General features: G+C 34.2%; 13 protein-coding genes and 1 tRNA gene. 9 read left to right on the top strand and 5 right to left on the bottom strand.

The window, feature by feature from the left end; all coding sequences use genetic code 11:
• Positions 1–48: 48 nt before the first annotated feature.
• From LL966_RS11935 to LL966_RS11925, 3 genes are all read right to left on the bottom strand, one after another.
• Positions 49–1,107: a UDP-glucose--hexose-1-phosphate uridylyltransferase gene (locus LL966_RS11935; protein ID WP_229353427.1), complete on the bottom strand. Its 1,059-nt coding sequence runs from the start codon at positions 1,105–1,107 to the stop codon at positions 49–51.
• A 17-nt stretch (positions 1,108–1,124) separates the two neighbouring features.
• On the bottom strand, positions 1,125–2,285 hold the full coding sequence (gene galK / locus LL966_RS11930) for a galactokinase (protein ID WP_229353425.1): 1,161 nt from the start codon (positions 2,283–2,285) through the stop codon (positions 1,125–1,127).
• Positions 2,286–2,466: 181 nt separating this feature from the next.
• Positions 2,467–3,519: an aldose epimerase family protein gene (locus LL966_RS11925; protein ID WP_229353424.1), complete on the bottom strand. Its 1,053-nt coding sequence runs from the start codon at positions 3,517–3,519 to the stop codon at positions 2,467–2,469.
• A 102-nt stretch (positions 3,520–3,621) separates the two neighbouring features.
• Between LL966_RS11925 and LL966_RS11920 the strand changes: the two genes are divergently transcribed.
• Positions 3,622–4,620 (top strand): GntR family transcriptional regulator, encoded by a 999-nt coding sequence (locus LL966_RS11920; protein ID WP_229353423.1) that lies wholly within the window; start codon positions 3,622–3,624, stop codon positions 4,618–4,620.
• A 78-nt stretch (positions 4,621–4,698) separates the two neighbouring features.
• Here LL966_RS11920 and LL966_RS11915 read toward each other — a convergent pair whose 3' ends face one another.
• The gene (locus tag LL966_RS11915) at positions 4,699–5,388 is read right to left on the bottom strand and encodes an NUDIX hydrolase (protein ID WP_229353418.1); all 690 of its coding nucleotides are present in this window, start codon (positions 5,386–5,388) and stop codon (positions 4,699–4,701) included.
• A gap of 539 nt (positions 5,389–5,927) precedes the next feature.
• On the opposite strand from LL966_RS11915, the gene LL966_RS11910 reads away from it, so the two are divergent.
• From LL966_RS11910 to LL966_RS11880, 7 genes are all read left to right on the top strand, one after another.
• Positions 5,928–7,472: an alpha-N-arabinofuranosidase gene (locus LL966_RS11910; RefSeq protein ID WP_317207134.1), complete on the top strand. Its 1,545-nt coding sequence runs from the start codon at positions 5,928–5,930 to the stop codon at positions 7,470–7,472.
• A gap of 87 nt (positions 7,473–7,559) precedes the next feature.
• The gene (locus tag LL966_RS11905) at positions 7,560–9,464 is read left to right on the top strand and encodes a glycoside hydrolase family 127 protein (RefSeq protein ID WP_229353415.1); all 1,905 of its coding nucleotides are present in this window, start codon (positions 7,560–7,562) and stop codon (positions 9,462–9,464) included.
• 306 nt (positions 9,465–9,770) lie between these two features.
• Positions 9,771–11,462, top strand: a complete 1,692-nt coding sequence (locus LL966_RS11900) for a ribulokinase (RefSeq protein WP_229353413.1) — start codon at positions 9,771–9,773, stop codon at positions 11,460–11,462.
• Positions 11,446–12,147: an L-ribulose-5-phosphate 4-epimerase gene (locus tag LL966_RS11895; protein WP_229353411.1), complete on the top strand. Its 702-nt coding sequence runs from the start codon at positions 11,446–11,448 to the stop codon at positions 12,145–12,147. Before LL966_RS11900 ends, LL966_RS11895 begins: the two co-directional genes overlap by 17 nt.
• Positions 12,148–12,302: 155 nt before the next feature.
• On the top strand, positions 12,303–13,811 hold the full coding sequence (gene araA / locus LL966_RS11890) for an L-arabinose isomerase (RefSeq protein ID WP_229353409.1): 1,509 nt from the start codon (positions 12,303–12,305) through the stop codon (positions 13,809–13,811).
• A gap of 104 nt (positions 13,812–13,915) precedes the next feature.
• Complete coding sequence (locus LL966_RS11885) at positions 13,916–15,100, top strand: aldose epimerase family protein (protein ID WP_229353407.1); 1,185 nt, start codon at positions 13,916–13,918, stop codon at positions 15,098–15,100.
• Positions 15,101–15,290: 190 nt separating this feature from the next.
• Positions 15,291–15,761, top strand: coding sequence for an OsmC family protein (locus LL966_RS11880; protein ID WP_229353405.1), 471 nt, complete (start codon positions 15,291–15,293; stop codon positions 15,759–15,761).
• A 116-nt stretch (positions 15,762–15,877) separates the two neighbouring features.
• Here LL966_RS11880 and LL966_RS11875 read toward each other — a convergent pair.
• Positions 15,878–15,957: transfer RNA gene (locus LL966_RS11875), tRNA-Leu, on the bottom strand.
• Between the two features lie 287 nt (positions 15,958–16,244).
• Between LL966_RS11875 and LL966_RS11870 the strand changes: the two genes are divergently transcribed.
• Positions 16,245–17,186, top strand: a complete 942-nt coding sequence (locus LL966_RS11870; protein WP_229353403.1) for a ribose-phosphate pyrophosphokinase — start codon at positions 16,245–16,247, stop codon at positions 17,184–17,186.
• The last annotated feature ends 44 nt before the right edge of the window (positions 17,187–17,230 follow it).

Below are 17,230 nucleotides of genomic sequence, written 5' to 3'. Positions count from 1 at the left end.
TGATTCTGTTAAATTTTCATGTTTTTGACTTCATTCACGTTATAATCACTAAGCTTTAACCAGACTTTTATAATGCACTTCTGATAATTGTCTCAAAATTTCAGCACTTTTTTCAGGCGTAATATCACGCTGCGATTCGCCTAACATTTCGTACCCGACCATAAATTTCTTTACTGTTGCCGATCTTAATAAAGGCGGATAAAAATGCATATGGAAATGCCATTCTGGATGCTCTAAACCATCTGTTGGCGATTGATGAATTCCTGAAGAATATGGAAAAGAAGTATTGAATAAATTGTCGTACTTCGTAGTCAATTGTTTTAGAATTTTAGCAAAAGCAGCACTTTCTTCAGCAGTAAAATTCGTGATTTTGTTTACCGCTCTTTTGCTTACAATCATGGTTTCGTAAGGCCAAATTGCCCAAAAAGGAACAAGTGCAACAAAATGATCATTTTCAATTACGATTCTTTCTCCGGCTTTTAATTCAGCTTCAACATAATCTTCTAAAAGCGTTTTTTTGTTTTTATCGTAATACGATTTTAAGCTAATTTGTGTTTTTTCAACTTGAGTTGGAAGCGAAGACTGTGCCCAGATTTGTCCGTGCGGATGCGGATTGCTGCAGCCCATTACACTTCCTTTATTTTCAAAAATCTGAACGTGATTAATGTATTTTATATTTCCTAAATCAGTGTATTCTTTTTGCCAAGTTTTAATGATATTTTCGATATCGGCAATTTCCATTTCTGGCAAAGTCAAATCGTGACGTGGAGAAAAACAAACCACTCTCGAAATTCCTTGTTCTGGTTTAGCTTTAAAAAAAGTATGTTTGATATCGTCTTCAAAAATAATTTCATCCTGTTTCATGGCTGCAAAATCATTTTCAAAAACAAAACTGTTTTCGTATTCTGGGTTGTTTAATCCGTTGGCGCGAACATTTCCTGGACACAAATAACAAGTTGGGTCGTATTTTGGAAGTTCTTCTGTTGAAATAGTTTCATTTTGCCCTTGCCAAGGACGTTTTGCACGATGTGGCGAAACTAATACCCATTCGTTAATTAAGGGGTTGAAGCGTCTGTGCGGATCTTCGTTAATGTCAAAATTTTTCATTGTAGTGTGTTGTGGTGTTAAAGTAGTGTTGTTCCGTTTGAGATTTTTACATCATAGAATTTTAATTCAATTCCAAATGTATCTAAATAAAGTTTCGAAAACTTACTTTTTACCTCATTTTCATTTCCTTTTTTAACTAAGTTGATGGTGCAACCGCCGAATCCGCCACCCATTAGCCTCGAGCCAATAATTGCTTCATCTTCTTTTGCCGTATCAACCAGCATATCTAATTCTTCACAGCTTACCTCATATTCTTTAGATAAACCATAATGTGTTTCAAAAAGCAATTCGCCTAACAGTTCAATATTTCCTTGATCTAAAGCCTCGCACGCTTTTATTACGCGATTAATTTCTTTTACAACAAAATGAACTCGGTCAAAAACTTTCTCGCTCATTTTATCTTTTAAACTTAAAACCTGTTCTACAGAAGAGTCTCTGAAACTTTTTACTTCTGGAAAATGATTTTTTATGATAGATAAACCTTCTTCGCATTCAATTCTTCTTGTATTATATTCTGAAGTAAAAAGCGAGTGTTTTACATTCGAATCAAATAAAATCAGAGAATAATCTTTGAAATCGGCGTTGTGATATTCAAAGTCTAAAGTGTTGCAATCCAGTTTTATTACTTTGTTTTCAAGTCCATGAACGCTTGAAAACTGATCCATAATTCCGCAATTGATTCCAACCCAATGTTCTGCTTTTTGTCCTAATAAAGAAATGTCTACTTTCTCTAATTTTAAATCAAAAAGCGATTTGATTCCGAAAATCGTTCCGCATTCTAAAGCTGCAGAAGAAGATAATCCAGAACCAACCGGAATATTACTGCTGAAAACACAGTTGAAACCTTCAAAAGAAAAACCGTTATCTTGCAATTGTTTGATTACGCCACGAATGTAATTGGTCCAAACGACATCACTCAATTTTACTTCTTGAGTCAAATCGATTTCAAATTCTTCATTCAAATCGATAGCGATTATTTTAGAAGTTTTAGTGTTGTTTTTTGAAAAAGCAAAACAAATTACTTTGTCAATTGCTGCAGGTAAAACATAACCATCATTGTAGTCAATATGTTCTCCGATAATATTGATTCTACCTGGAGAAAGTACCGTTTTTTCTGGAGAAGAGCCGAAAGATTTCTCGAAAAAAGCAACGGTGTTTTGTATTAAAATATCATTCATTATATAGTTAGTTGTATTGTGGTTTTTGAATTTTATTAACTTAAATTTAAATCAGCGTATATCTGCTTTAATCTGTATAAATCTGCGTGAAAAAATCTTGATAAAAGTATTTCACGCAGATTTTAAAAGATTTCAGCAGATTCAAATAGATTTTATTTTATCTCATCCAACAATTATTATATTAATTTAAACTTTCAAATTTGTAAAGCGTTTTTTGCGTGTATTCTTCGCCTTTTTTCAAAACGGCATTCGGAAAATGAGCGTGATTTGGCGCGTCTGGAAAATTTTGTGTTTCAAAACAAATTCCGCTTTGTGCATTATAATCTACATTTTCTTTTCCTTTTAGTTTTCCGAAACAGTTTCCGCCCACATATATATGTACACTTGGCTGATCGGTGTAAACACTCATTCTTAAATTATTTTTTAAACTGATTAACTGCGCCACAATTTCAGTATTAGAATTTACTACGAAAGAATTGTCAATTGGAAACGGACAATTTTTTGGAGTTCTGAAATCAAAATCGTGATTCGTCAAGTCGGTATAATTTCCCGTTGGAATATTATCTGAATTGGTTTCCAGTATTTTATCCGATTTAATGAACATCTGCTGTTTCAAAACATTTGTATCATGTCCGTCAAGGTTAAAATAACTGTGATGAGTCAAATTGATAACAGTATCTTCTATTGATGTAGCTTTATATTCTAATTTTAATTCGTTTTCTTCTGTTAATGTATAAGTCAGATAAACCGTCATTTCTCCGGGAAAACCTTCGTCCAGATGTTCGCTTAAAAGACTAAAAGTAACAGATGGATTTTCTCCAGAAATTACGCTTGCTACATTCCAGATTTTTCTTCCAAACCCCATATCACCGCCGTGAAGCGCATTGCCATTATTATTTTCATCAAGTTTAAATTCGATGTCATCTAAACTAAAAGATGCTTTATGAATACGGCCGGCATAACGCCCAACAGTTGTACCAAAGTAAGGAGCGCTCGGCAAATTATAAGATTCTAAATACGCTTCTAAATTATCAAACCCCAATACAATATCGGTTAATTTTCCATTTACCGGAATTTGGATGGAAGTTATAGTTGCACCATAATTAATGATTTGCACTTTCATTCCGTTTTTATTTGCTAATTCAAAAGAATAAATTTCTTCTTTATTAGGCATTAAACCGAATAATTTGCAATTATGCATCTCATTTAAATGCGATATCTGTTTTATTTCCATATAATTTTTACCAAAAATGAAATCCAAAAGTAGAAACATTCTTTATATTTGCATACCAGTACCTACCAGTTTTTAATATTAATAGTCAAAATGACTTTAATTATGAACATCATTTCCATTCAAAATAATATTGGTCTTCCAAAATATAAGCAGATAATTCTTTCAATAGAAAAAGCGATTGAAGTAGGAAAATTAATAAAAGGCGATCGGCTTCCGTCGGTAAATAAAGTCTGTTTGGCGTTTTCTCTGTCTCGAGACACAGTATTATTAGCGTATGACGAACTGAAGAAAAGGGGTATTATTTATGCCATTCCTGGAAAAGGATATTATGTTAAAAGCATTGAAATTACTATAACTCAGAAGGTTTTCTTGCTTTTTGATGAGCTGAATATTTTCAAAGAAGATATTTATAATTCGTTTTTGCAAAATATTGGAAAAAATGTTCAGGTCGATATTTTTTTCCATCATTTTAATGTTCAAGTTTTTAAAAAACTGATCGACGACAGCAATGGAAATTATACGAAGTATATTATTATGCCAACGAACTTAAACGATATCGTTGATTCTATAAAAACCCTACCAGTAGGTGATGTAATTATTTTGGATCAGACCAATTCGGACTTAAAAATGTTTCCAGCCATTTACCAAAATCACCAGAGAGACATTTATGAAGGTTTAATAAAAGGGAAATCCAGATTATCAAAATACAAAAAACTGATTCTTATTTTTCCTGGTTTTAGAGAACCACCGGGAATGAAAATTGGTTTTGAATCTTTCTGTAAAGAATACAAATATGATTATGAAATTATTTCCGATTTCAGTAATCAGTCTATTGCTTTAGGAGATTTGTACATAATTCCGCACGATCGCGATTTGCTTTCGGTAATAGAAAATGCGATGGGAAGAAATTTGAAATTAGGAGAAGATTTTGGTATTATTTCTTATAATGAAACGCCGTTAAAAAAAATTGCGGCAAACGGAATTACAACCATTTCGACCAATTTTGAATTAATGGGAAAAATTTTAGCCGATATGGTTTTAAATGGAAAAAAAGAGCAGATCGAAAATAGATCTGCTCTTATATTAAGGAACTCTTTATAAATTTCTCCCACAGATTTAGCGGATTTTTTTTGATAATTGATCAGTCAAATCTAAATCTTCTAGAGAATAAACGAATTTTTATAAATTGAGTACAAAATTGTTTAATAATTTTTCTTCGTATTTCTCTTTGTTAAAGGTGTACAAATAAGAACCTTTTCGAGAAGACTGCATGTCTTTTTCGTCTAGTTTATTTAAGATTTCCAGAGAATTAATTTTACTTATGAAATTTCTTTTATCCAATTCTTTGCTTAAAATAGCTTCATATAATTCTAAAAGCTGGCGCATAGTGAATTTTTCAGGAAGCAATTCAAAACCAATTGGTTTGATAGAAGTTTTATATCGAAGTCGTTTAATAGCATTTTGAACCATTTCGTTATGGTCAAAAATCAGATTAGGCGCTTCATTAATTGGGAACCATTCTGCATGATAATTTTGAATTAATTCTTCATTATGGTTTTCGATATTAATCAAAGCAAAGTAAGAAACCGAAATGGTTCTTTCAACAGGGTCACGATCGATTTCACTGTACGCATACAATTGCTCCATATAAATATCATTCAGACCAGTATAGGTATTCAAAATTCTTGTTGCCGCAGCATCTAGCACTTCATCACGTTTTAGAAAACCTCCGATCAAAGACCATTTTCCTTTCTCAGGTTCAAAATCTCTTTGAATTAAAAGTATTTTCAGACCTTCGTGATCGAATCCGAAAATGATGCAGTCAACCGCCAATAAGACTTTATCAGCAGAGCTATAACTATTTAGCATATATAATTAATTTGGATGGTAAATATATAAACTTCTTAAAACGTATCATAATTTATTAATGTTGATTTTACACTTATGTTAAAATTGAAACAAATAAGAAGTTATCAATTGATTTATCTATTAAAATCAGGATATTTCTGTCGAAAATCTTTTCAATTTCAGATCAAAAATACGAGTCAAAGTTAGAAACATTTTCAAAAGCGCATTCTTCGGTTGCGTATAATTTCAAATTCAGTGTTTAAAAGTTACATTTTTTGTTACAAAGAGATGCTATATCTTATTTTTTTGTCAGTTTTTTGAGATATCAAATTTCCGTAAATTAAATAAAATTCCTTTGCTACTACTGCTTTTCAAATTTTTTGATTGCCAAATCCATTTTTTGCAACCAGTTGTTTTAAGATTTTAATTTTTTTATGAGACTTTTTTTTGTTTATATTTACAAATGTTAAACGTACACTTATAAAATCTAAAAATCACAAACCGTTATAAAATATGTAAACCACCGTATTTTTTAACAACCAAAAACCACAAAAAAACTTATGAAAAAACCATTTTTATTACTGGTGATGGCGCTTTGCATGCAAACCATAACCGCACAAAAAGAAACGGTACTTATTGCTGTCAAAAATGATGCTTCGGCACCAACTATCAATAAAAATATCTATGGGCATTTTGCAGAACATTTAGGACACTGTATTTATGGAGGATTTTTTGTTGGAGACACTTCCAAAATTCCAAATACAAACGGAGTTCGAAATGATATTGTCAAAGCCTTAAAAGAATTGAAAATTCCGAATCTAAGATGGCCTGGCGGATGTTTCGCAGATACTTACCATTGGAAAGATGGAATTGGCCCAAAAGAACAGCGTCCGACAATCGTAAACCAATGGTGGGGAGGAGTTACAGAAGACAATAGTTTTGGTACACACGATTTTTTAAATATGTGCGAATTGCTTGGAGCAGAACCGTATCTCTCTGGAAATGTTGGCAGCGGAACCGTTCAGGAACTAGCAGACTGGGTTCAGTACGCGAATTTCTCAGGAAAAAGCCCGATGAGTGATCTTAGAAAGAAAAACGGAAGAATAGAACCTTGGAAAGTAAAATATTGGGGAATTGGAAATGAAGCATGGGGCTGCGGGGGAAATATGACGGCAGATTATTATGCAAACGAATATAAAAAGTTTGCCACTTTTATGTCAGACTGGGGAAATACAGGAGGAATTACCAGAATTGCTTCTGGAGCTAATAGCTCAGATTACAATTGGACAGAAGTTTTAATGAAGAACATTCCTTTAGGTATGCTAGGCGGTGTTGGTGTTCATCATTATGCTGTAATCAACTGGAATAAGAAAGGTTCTGATGTTAATTTTACAGAAAAAGAATATTTCCTGACGATGCAGTCTGCTTTAAAAATGGAGGAATTGGTTACAAAACATGCCGCTGTTATGGATAAATACGATCCAGAGAAAAAAGTTGCTATGATTGTAGACGAATGGGGCGGTTGGTACGAGGTTCAGAAAGGAACAAATCCAGGATTTTTGTATCAGCAAAATACCATGAGAGATGCGGTTTTGGCTGGTGCAACTCTAAATATTTTCAATAATCATGCAGACCGAGTTCGTATGGCAAATTTGGCTCAATGTGTAAATGTGCTTCAAGCTGTTATTTTGACTGACAAAGCAAAAATGATTACTACACCGACTTACAGCGTAATGAAAATGTACAGCGTACATCAAGACGCAAAATTAATTCCAGTAGATTTCAAATCGCCTTCTTATACTTATGAAGGTCAAACGATTCCGGCAGTTTCGGCTTCTGTTTCGAAAGATAAAAGCGGATCTGTTCATATTTCATTGGTAAACATTGATGCTGTAAATAAAAACAAAATTGAAATTGACACAAAAGATTTGGAAGTTAAAAACTTTACAGGAAGTATCATCACCTCTCAAAAATTACAAGATTATAATTCTTTCGAAAATCCGAATAAAATTGTTCCTGTTGCTTTCAAAGGTTTTGAAAACAAAAATGGAAAGTTAACAATAACACTTCCGCCTTTTTCTGTATTGGTTTTAGAAGGAAAATAATTCAATAAAATGAAAAAGTATAGCTTTTATTTATTGATTTTTTGCATGCTAATTTTGATTTCCTGTAAAGAAACCAAAAACAATCTCATGCAATCTGATGAAAAAACTTCGGCATTAAAAGCTGGATATCAAATAGAACCAGTTAACATTCAAAATGTAAAACTGACTGATTCTTTTTGGCTTCCAATTATAAAAAGAGTTCAAGAAATCACAATTGCATATGCGATTAAAAAATGTGATGAAGAAGGTCGTTTTGAGAACTTTTTAATTGCAGGAAAACAAAAAACAGGAACAACAAGAGGCGAAATGCCTTTTGATGATACTGATGTTTATAAGATTATTGAAGGAGCATCGAATACATTGATCAGTGCGCCAAATCCGAAATTAGAAAGAGTTTTGGATTCGATGATTGGGATTGTAAAAATTGGTCAGGAAGCTGACGGATATATTACTACATGGAGAACGATAAATCCAGCGAAACCGCCTGCAAGCTGGGTTCCTGTGATTGAAGGAAAGCGCTGGGAATCGTTACAGATTAGTCACGAATTATATAATCCAGGACATTTAATCGAAGCGGCGATTGTGCATTATGAAGCTACTGGAAAAACTAATTTTCTAGAAATTGCTATAAAAGCAGCCGATATGCTGGTTCGAACTTTTGGCGATAATCCCGGTCAGGTAAAAGGTGTTCCGGGGCATCAAATTGTAGAAACAGGATTGTTGAAATTGTATCAAATTACAGGAAAAAAAGAATATCTGAATCTGGCAAAATACTATTTGGATAATCGAGGAAATCCGAACAATCATAAATTGTATGGCGAATACGCTCAAGATCATATACCAATTTTAGAACAAAAAGAAGCAGTTGGTCATGCGGTACGAGCGGTTTATATGTACGCGGGAATGACAGATATTGCGGCTTTAATGAAAGATAAAGGTTATGAAAGTGCCGTAAATAATCTGTGGGAAAACATGATAAACAAAAAAATGTATATCACAGGCGGCATCGGATCAAGACACGACGGCGAAGCTTTTGGGGCAAATTACGAACTGCCAAATTTAACCGCTTATAACGAAACTTGCGCCGCAATTGGCGATGTATATTGGAATCACAGATTGCATAATTTATACGGAGCTTCTAAATATTTTGATGTTATCGAAAGAACGATGTACAACGGATTAATATCGGGTATTTCGCTTGACGGAAAACAATTTTTCTACCCAAATGCGTTGGAAGCAGATGGCGTTTACAAATCAAATCGCGGTTCTTGCACGAGACAAGGATGGTTTGACTGTTCTTGCTGTCCAACCAATTTAATTCGTTTTATTCCATCAATTCCGGGATTGATTTATTCTAAAACTAATGATGTTTTGTATGTTAATTTATATGCTTCAAACAATGCTTCTTTTCAATTAGGAAAAACAGATTTACAGATTTCACAGCAGACTTCTTATCCTTGGAACGGAAAAATTGCGATTTCGGTAAATCCTAAAAAAGAAAGTCAGTTTACCATTAAACTTCGTGTTCCAGGATGGTCTAGAAATGAAGTTTTACCTGGAGATTTGTACAGTTATAAAAAGGCTTCAACTCAAAAGGCAACAGTTATTTTAAATGGAGAAACTTTAGTCATTCAGCCAGAAAATGGTTATTTCGTCATTAATAGAAAGTGGAAAAAAGGAGATAAAATTAATCTCAATCTCCCAATGGAAGTTCAGGAAGTGGTTACGAATCCAAAAGCTGGAATTAATACGAATAAGGTTTCTTTGGAATATGGGCCAATAGTTTATGCTGTTGAAGAAATTGATAATAAAACCAATTTTGATAAAATAAATGTAAAATCTTCGGATACTTTCAAAGTAAAAAAAGAAGCCAATTTATTGCAGGGCGTTAATGTGATTGAGAATTCAAAATGGAAAGCAATTCCATATTACTCTTGGTCAAACCGAGGAGTTGGAAAAATGAAAGTTTGGTTAGATTATAAGAATCAGTAAAAGTTCAAGAGCCACAGATTTCGCAGATTAAAAGGATTAAAAAATCATTTAAATTCTTTTAATCTGTGGCAAAAAAATAAGAATCAGTACGATTTTAAAGCGGGATTCAATAACGATTTGAGGATTAAGCTGAAATAATCGCAATGTTATAAATGTATTGTTAACATTTATTTTTTGATTGAAAGCTAAAATGCTGTTTTAATGCATTTATAGCAAAAATGAATTGTGTAATTTCAATTAAGTGTTTTTTGTACACTTATGAATTATTTATATCTATATTTGTCAATATTTTAAAATTAAAGTAGAATGAAAAATTATGTAATAGGATTGGACTACGGAACAGATTCTGTTCGCGCGGTGCTGATAGACGCTGAAAATGGACAAGAGTTGGCATCCAATGTTTCTCATTACAAAAGATGGAAGAACAAACAGTATTGTGATGCGGCTGCAAACCAATTTCGCCAGCATCCTTTGGACCATATCGAAGGATTGGAAACAACCATTCAAAATGTAGTTAAAGAAAGTAAAGTTGATCCTTCTTTAGTTAAAGGAATTTGTATTGATACAACGGGATCGTCTCCAGTTCCAGTTACAAAAGATGGAACGCCATTGGCATTGACAAAAGGTTTTGAAGAAAATCCAAATGCGATGATGGTTTTATGGAAAGATCATACTTCGATAAATGAAGCAAACGAAATCAATGAACTGGCAGTAAGCTGGGGCGGAGAAGACGTGACAAAATACGTTGGAGGAATTTATTCTTCAGAATGGTTTTGGGCAAAAATTCTTCACATTGCAAGAGAAGACGAAGCTGTTAGAAATGCAGCGTATACTTGGATGGAACATTGCGATTTAATGACGTATTTGCTAATCGAAGATAAAGATTTAAAAACGTTCAAAAGAAGCCGTTGCGCAGCAGGACACAAAGCCATGTGGCACGAAGACTGGAACGGATTGCCGCCAGTTGAATTCTTAGAAAAATTACATCCTTATTTGGCTCAACTTCGCGGAAACTTATATGATGAAACGTATACTTCAGATTTAGTTGCCGGAAATTTAAGCCAAGAATGGGCTAATCGTTTGGGACTTTCAACAGAAACCGTTGTGGCTGTTGGAACTTTCGATGCGCATTCTGGTGCAGTTGGAGCTAAAATCGAAGAGAATACTTTGGTTCGTGTTATGGGAACTTCAACTTGCGATATTCTAGTTGGTTCTTATGATGAGGTTGGAACAAAAACAGTTCGCGGAATCTGCGGACAAGTTGACGGATCTGTTATTCCAGGATTTATTGGTTTAGAAGCGGGACAATCTGCTTTTGGAGATTTATTGGCTTGGTACAAAGAATTATTAATGTGGCCGACAGAACATTTACTAGGTTCTTCGTCACTTTTAAATGATGCTCAAAAAGAACAGTTAAGAGAAGAATTCAGCGATAAATTAATTGTAGAATTAACAAAAGAAGCAGCCAAAATTCCAGTTTCAGAAAGTCTTCCCATTGCTTTAGACTGGATTAACGGACGTAGAACTCCAGATGCTAATCAGGAAGTAAAAAGTGCTATTTCGAACCTTTCTTTAGGAACAAAAGCACCGCATATTTTCAAAGCTTTGGTAAACGCAATCTGTTTTGGAGCAAAGAAAATTGTAGATCGTTTTGAAGAAGAAGGTGTAAAAATTGACAGCGTTATCGGAATTGGTGGTGTTGCTCGTAAATCTCCTTTCATCATGCAAACTTTGGCGAATGTTTTAAACAAGCCAATTAAAATTGCAGCTTCAGACCAAACACCTGCTTTGGGTGCGGCAATCTACGCAGCCGTTGCAGCCGGAATTTATCCAAACGTAATCGAAGCAAGCCAGAAAATCGGAAGTGATTTTGATGGAGAATATTTCCCTCAGACAGACAAAGTAGAAGCTTATCATAAACTGCTTTTAGCATATGAACAATTGAGTGCTTTTGCAGATCCAACTATTAAAATTTCTCAAAATGAGTTCTCTTTATAAAGATTTAAAACAAGAATGTTACGAAGCCAACATGCAATTAAATGCATTGAATTTGGTGGTATATACTTTTGGAAACGTTAGTGCCGTGGACAGAAAAAATGGTGTTTTTGCTATTAAACCAAGCGGTGTTCCTTACGAAGATTTAAAACCTGAAGATATCGTAATTGTCGATTTTGACAATAATGTAATCGAAGGAACAATGCGTCCGTCATCTGACACTAAAACGCATGCTTATTTATATAAAAACTGGCCAAATATTGGAGGAGTGGCACATACACACGCTACGTATTCGGTGGCTTGGGCGCAATCTCAGCAAGATATTCCAATTTTCGGAACCACGCATGCCGATCATTTAACAGCAGATATTCCGTGCGCGCCACCAATGGCAGATCATTTAATTGAAGGAAACTACGAACACAATACCGGAATTCAGATTCTAGATTGTTTCGAAGAAAAAAATCTTTCTTATGAAGAAGTAGAAATGATTTTAATTGGAAATCACGGTCCGTTTGCATGGGGAAAAAATGCAGCAAAAGCAGTTTATAATAGTAAAGTTTTAGAAGTAGTTGCCGAAATGGCGTACTTGACTTTACAAATAAACCCAAACGCACCAAGATTAAAAGATTCATTAATTAAGAAACATTACAATCGTAAACACGGAAAAGATTCGTATTACGGGCAGTAAAGGCTTTGTTTCAGGTTTCAGGTTTTTTTAGTTTCAAGTTGTTGGGACGTAAAATTTGGAATGTGAAACAAACAAAACAGAAACAATAATATAACAAATCGAGTTTTCAGATTCCAATAACGTGAAACCTGAAACTTGAAACAAAAAATAACAAAATGATAGACATTTCTCAAAAAGAAGTATGGTTTGTAGTAGGAAGCCAGGAATTATATGGTGAAGAAACGCTAAGAAAAGTAGCAGAACATTCACAAATTATTGCAAAAGGATTAGACGCTTCGTCTTCAATTCCAGTAAAAGTGGTTTATAAAGATGTGGTGAAATCTCCTTCGCAGATTTTAGATGTTTGTTTGGCAGCAAATTCTGCTAAAAACTGTATCGGAATTATTGCTTGGATGCATACTTTCTCTCCAGCAAAAATGTGGATTGGTGGATTGAATATCCTTAAAAAACCATTGTGTCATTTACATACACAATACAATGCTGAAATTCCATGGGGAAGCATCGATATGGATTTCATGAACTTAAACCAATCTGCTCACGGAGATCGTGAATTTGGTTTCATTATGTCTAGATTACGTAAAAAACGTAAAGTTGTAGTTGGACATTGGGAAGATCAAAGAGTTCAAAAACAATTAGGAATCTGGTCAAGAGTTGTCTTAGGATGGGACGAACTTCAAAACTTAAAAGTGGCTCGTATTGGAGACAATATGCGTGAAGTTGCTGTTACAGAAGGAGACAAAGTGGAAGCTCAAATTCGTTTCGGAATGTCTGTAAACGGATATGATTCTTCAGATGTTACGAAACATATCGAAAAAGTAACTGACAAGGAATTAAACGATTTATTAGCAGTTTACGAGCAATCATATACTTTAACCGATTCTTTAAAAGAAGGTGGAGCGCAAAGAAGTTCTTTAGTTGAAGCGGCAAAAATTGAATTAGGATTAAGAGCTTTCCTTGAAGAAGGAGGATTTGGAGCTTTTACAGATACGTTTGAAAACCTTGGAGTTTGGAAACAATTACCAGGAATTGCAACACAAAGATTAATGGCCGATGGTTATGGTTTTGGTGGAGAAGGAGACTGGAAAACAGCTGCAATGGTAAGAGCTTTAAAAGTAATGTGTATTGGTTTGGAAGGCGGAACTTCTTTCATGGAAGATTATACGTATCACTTTACACCACAAAAATCATATGTTTTAGGTTCTCACATGTTAGAAATTTGTCCTTCTATTGCTGATGGAAAACCTTCTTGCGAAGTGCATCCATTAGGAATTGGAGGAAAAGAAGATCCAGCTCGTTTGGTATTTAATTCGCCTGCAGGAGATGCGATCAATGTTTCTTTGGTTGATATGGGAACCCGTTTCCGTTTAATTGTAAACGAAGTTGAAGCAGTAAAACCAATGGCAGAATTACCAAAATTACCAGTTGCAAGAGTTTTATGGGATTGTAAACCAAATTTAGAGGTAGCAGCTACAGCTTGGATTTTAGCTGGAGGAGCGCACCACACGGTTTACAGCCAATCTATTACAACAGAATATATGGAAGATTTCGCTGATATTGCAGGAATCGAATTATTGGTTATTGATGAAAAAACTACGGTAAGAGATTTCAAAGATAAAATCAATGCCAACGAAGCGTATTTCCATTTGTTTCAACACGGATTGTAATTTTAGATACTAAATACTAAGTGGCTAAGGTTCTAAGTTTTTTTGCTACTTTTAGCTTTTAACATCTAACATTTTACTTTTTACAAACCAAAAAAAAAATATTTATGAATGTATTAAAACGTTGTGTTTTCGGATTAAGCCTTTTAAGTGTGGCTGCAGTTTCGGTTCAATGCAAAAACGATAAAAAAATGGATACAGAAAAAGTTGCGGCTGATCAAAAAGCTTTAGTTACAATTGATAAATCAGAATACGGAACAACTGCCAAAGGCGAAAAAGTTGAAAGTTATAAGCTGAAAAACCAAAATGGGATGGAAGTCGATATCATCACTTTTGGCGGAAGAATTACAGATTTAAAAGTACCAAATAAAGAAGGTGTTTCTGAAAATGTAGTAATCGGATTCAATTCGTTAGCGCAATACGAAAAACCGAATCCGTTTTTTGGAGCTTTAATCGGAAGATATGGAAACCGAATTGCAAAGGGCAAATTTTCATTAGATGGAAAAGAATATCAATTAGCAATTAATAATGCACCAAACGCTTTACACGGCGGGCCACAAGGATATTTCAATGTGGTTTGGAAAGCAGATGAGGTTAAATCTGGAGAAACCGCTACTTTAAAATTATCTTATGTAAGTAAAGATATGGAAGAAGGTTATCCAGGAACTTTGAAAGTTTTTGTGACGTATACATTGACGAACGACAATCAGTTGGAAGTGCTTTATGAAGCTACAACTGACAAGAAAACAGTAGTGAATTTGACACAACATTCATATTTCAATTTATCTGGAGATTTTACAAAAACAATCTTAGATCACGAATTGACATTAAATGCAGATAAATTAGTTCCAGTTGATGCAACTTTAATTCCAACAGGAAAATTAGATGATGTTGCTGGTACACCATTCGATTTTAGAACGCCAAAATTAATTGGAAAAGATATTGCAGTTAAAAATGAGCAGTTAGAAAGAGGAAAAGGTTACGACCACTGCTGGGTATTGAATAATCCTGAGAAAGGAAAAACAATCATTGCAAAAGTATATCATGCGGCAAGCGGAAGAGTGATGGAAATGACAACAGACGAACCTGGAGTTCAGTTCTATTCTGGAAATTTCCTTGACGGCACTTTACCAACGCCTAAAGGAGGAACTTTTGCTCACAGAACTGGATTGTGCCTTGAAACGGAACATTATCCAGATTCTCCAAATCAGAAAAATTTCCCAACAACGGTTTTAAATCCTGGAGAAAATTATAAAACGAAAACAACTTTTAAGTTTTCAGTGAAGAAATAATTTTTTAGAATTTGTTAATTAGTTTAGTTCTTTAAAAAACCTCGAAAGCATTACTTTCGAGGTTTTTTGTTTCGTAGAAGCGCCGGTTAAAACAAAGATTGAACTTAATCGGTGCGACTCTGTGACTTTGCGAAATTAATTTATTAGCAGTTTATAAAATCTTAACTTAGCATCAGTAAAAGCAAGAAAAATGAAACATCTATTCAAAGCGACACTAAATTGGACTTCAAACAAAAATCAAGATGATCCATCTTCAAGATTCTACAGTAAAACCCATCAAATTAAAATTGAAGGAAAAGCAGTTTTAGACGTTTCAGCAGCAAAAGCTTTCAAAGGCGATCCGTTATTATATAATCCAGAAGATTTGTTGTTGAGCAGTTTAGTTTCCTGTCATATGATGTCCTACTTATACATCTGTTCTCAAAACGGAATAGAAGTTTTGGAATATTCAGACAACGCGGAAGCAACACTTGAAGTAAATCCAGATGGAAGCGGTCGTTTTGTTGAGGCAAGATTATATCCGAAAGTGAAAATCTCAAAAATAGATAAAATAGAATTAGCTTTAGAATTGCATAAAAAAGCAAATCAATTGTGTTTTATTGCTAATTCGTGTAATTTTCCTGTTTTACATGAGGCGAGTTGTGAGGTTTTCACCATATAAGTTATATGTTCATTTAATATAGATTGATTTATCACACGGTTATATTTTCTTAAATCACTTATATGGTTTAAAAAAGACATAAAAAAACCTCTTCCGTTAAGAAGAGGTTTTTTATGTACCCGGAGCCGGAGTCGAACCGGCACGGTTTCCCACAGGTGTTTGAGACCAGCGCGTCTACCAATTCCGCCATCCGGGCTTAGCAGACGAAAAAACAATCAAAGAGATTATTTTAACGCAATAGAATGAAGTCATAAATGGCGTCATTCCTTTAACACGGTGCAAATGTAAAAAATAAAATTAAATCAACTACTAAAAATACTTAAATTTTTCCTTTCAGTGTCCAATAAATTTTATAAATTTGCACCTCGTTAAAACGAAGCACACACAACTAACTACATTCGAGGCATTTATAAGGTTTTTTATTTATCTGAAAAAATAAAGTTAAAATCACATTAGAAGCAACGGAGCAAAAACAACAATATAATGTCGCACCTAGAACCAGAAGCTAAAATTTTTGCTTGTTCACAAAGTGTTTATCTTGCAGAAAAAATTGCAAAAGAGTACGGAATTCCGTTAGGAAAAGTAACGATGTCAACGTATAGCGATGGAGAATTTCAGCCATCTTACGAAGAGTCAATTAGAGGTTTACGAGTATTCATCGTATGTTCAACTTTTCCAAGTGCAGATAATCTGATGGAATTGTTGTTAATGATTGATGCAGCAAAACGTGCATCAGCAAGACATATTACAGCTGTTATGCCTTATTTTGGTTGGGCAAGACAAGATAGAAAAGACAAACCAAGAGTGCCGATTGGGGCTAAGCTAGTAGCAAATTTACTAACAGCTGCAGGAGCAACAAGAATCATGACAATGGATTTGCACGCAGATCAAATTCAAGGATTCTTTGAAAAACCAGTAGATCATTTATTTGCCTCTACTATCTTTTTACCATATGTAGAAAGTTTAAAATTAGAAAATCTGACAATTGCATCTCCAGATATGGGAGGTTCAAAAAGAGCATATGCTTACTCTAAGTTTTTAGAATCAGATGTAGTAATCTGTTACAAACAAAGAAAAGCGGCCAACGTTATCGATACTATGGAGCTAATTGGTGAAGTAAAAGGACGTAACGTAATCTTAGTAGACGACATGATCGATACAGGAGGAACTTTAGCGAAAGCGGCAGACCTTATGATCGAAAAAGGAGCGCTAAGTGTAAGAGCAATTTGTACACACGCTATTTTATCTGGTGGGGCGTATGAAAAAATCGAAAACTCAAAATTAACTGAGTTAATCGTAACCGATTCTATTCCTTTAAAGAAAGAATCAAAGAAAATAAAAGTGGTAAGCTGTGCGCCTCTATTTGCTGAGGTTATGCAGATGGTTCATCACAACAATTCCATCAGTGGAAAATTCATTATGTAAAAGCAGTAAGCTGTAGGCTTTAAGCCTTAAGCTTATTCACTTTG

It is taken from the genome of Flavobacterium chungbukense (assembly GCF_020805785.1).
Classification (GTDB): Bacteria; Bacteroidota; Bacteroidia; order Flavobacteriales; family Flavobacteriaceae; genus Flavobacterium; species Flavobacterium chungbukense.
Note: the sequence above shows the minus strand (reverse complement) of the source record. Positions and strands in the feature narration are given on the sequence as shown.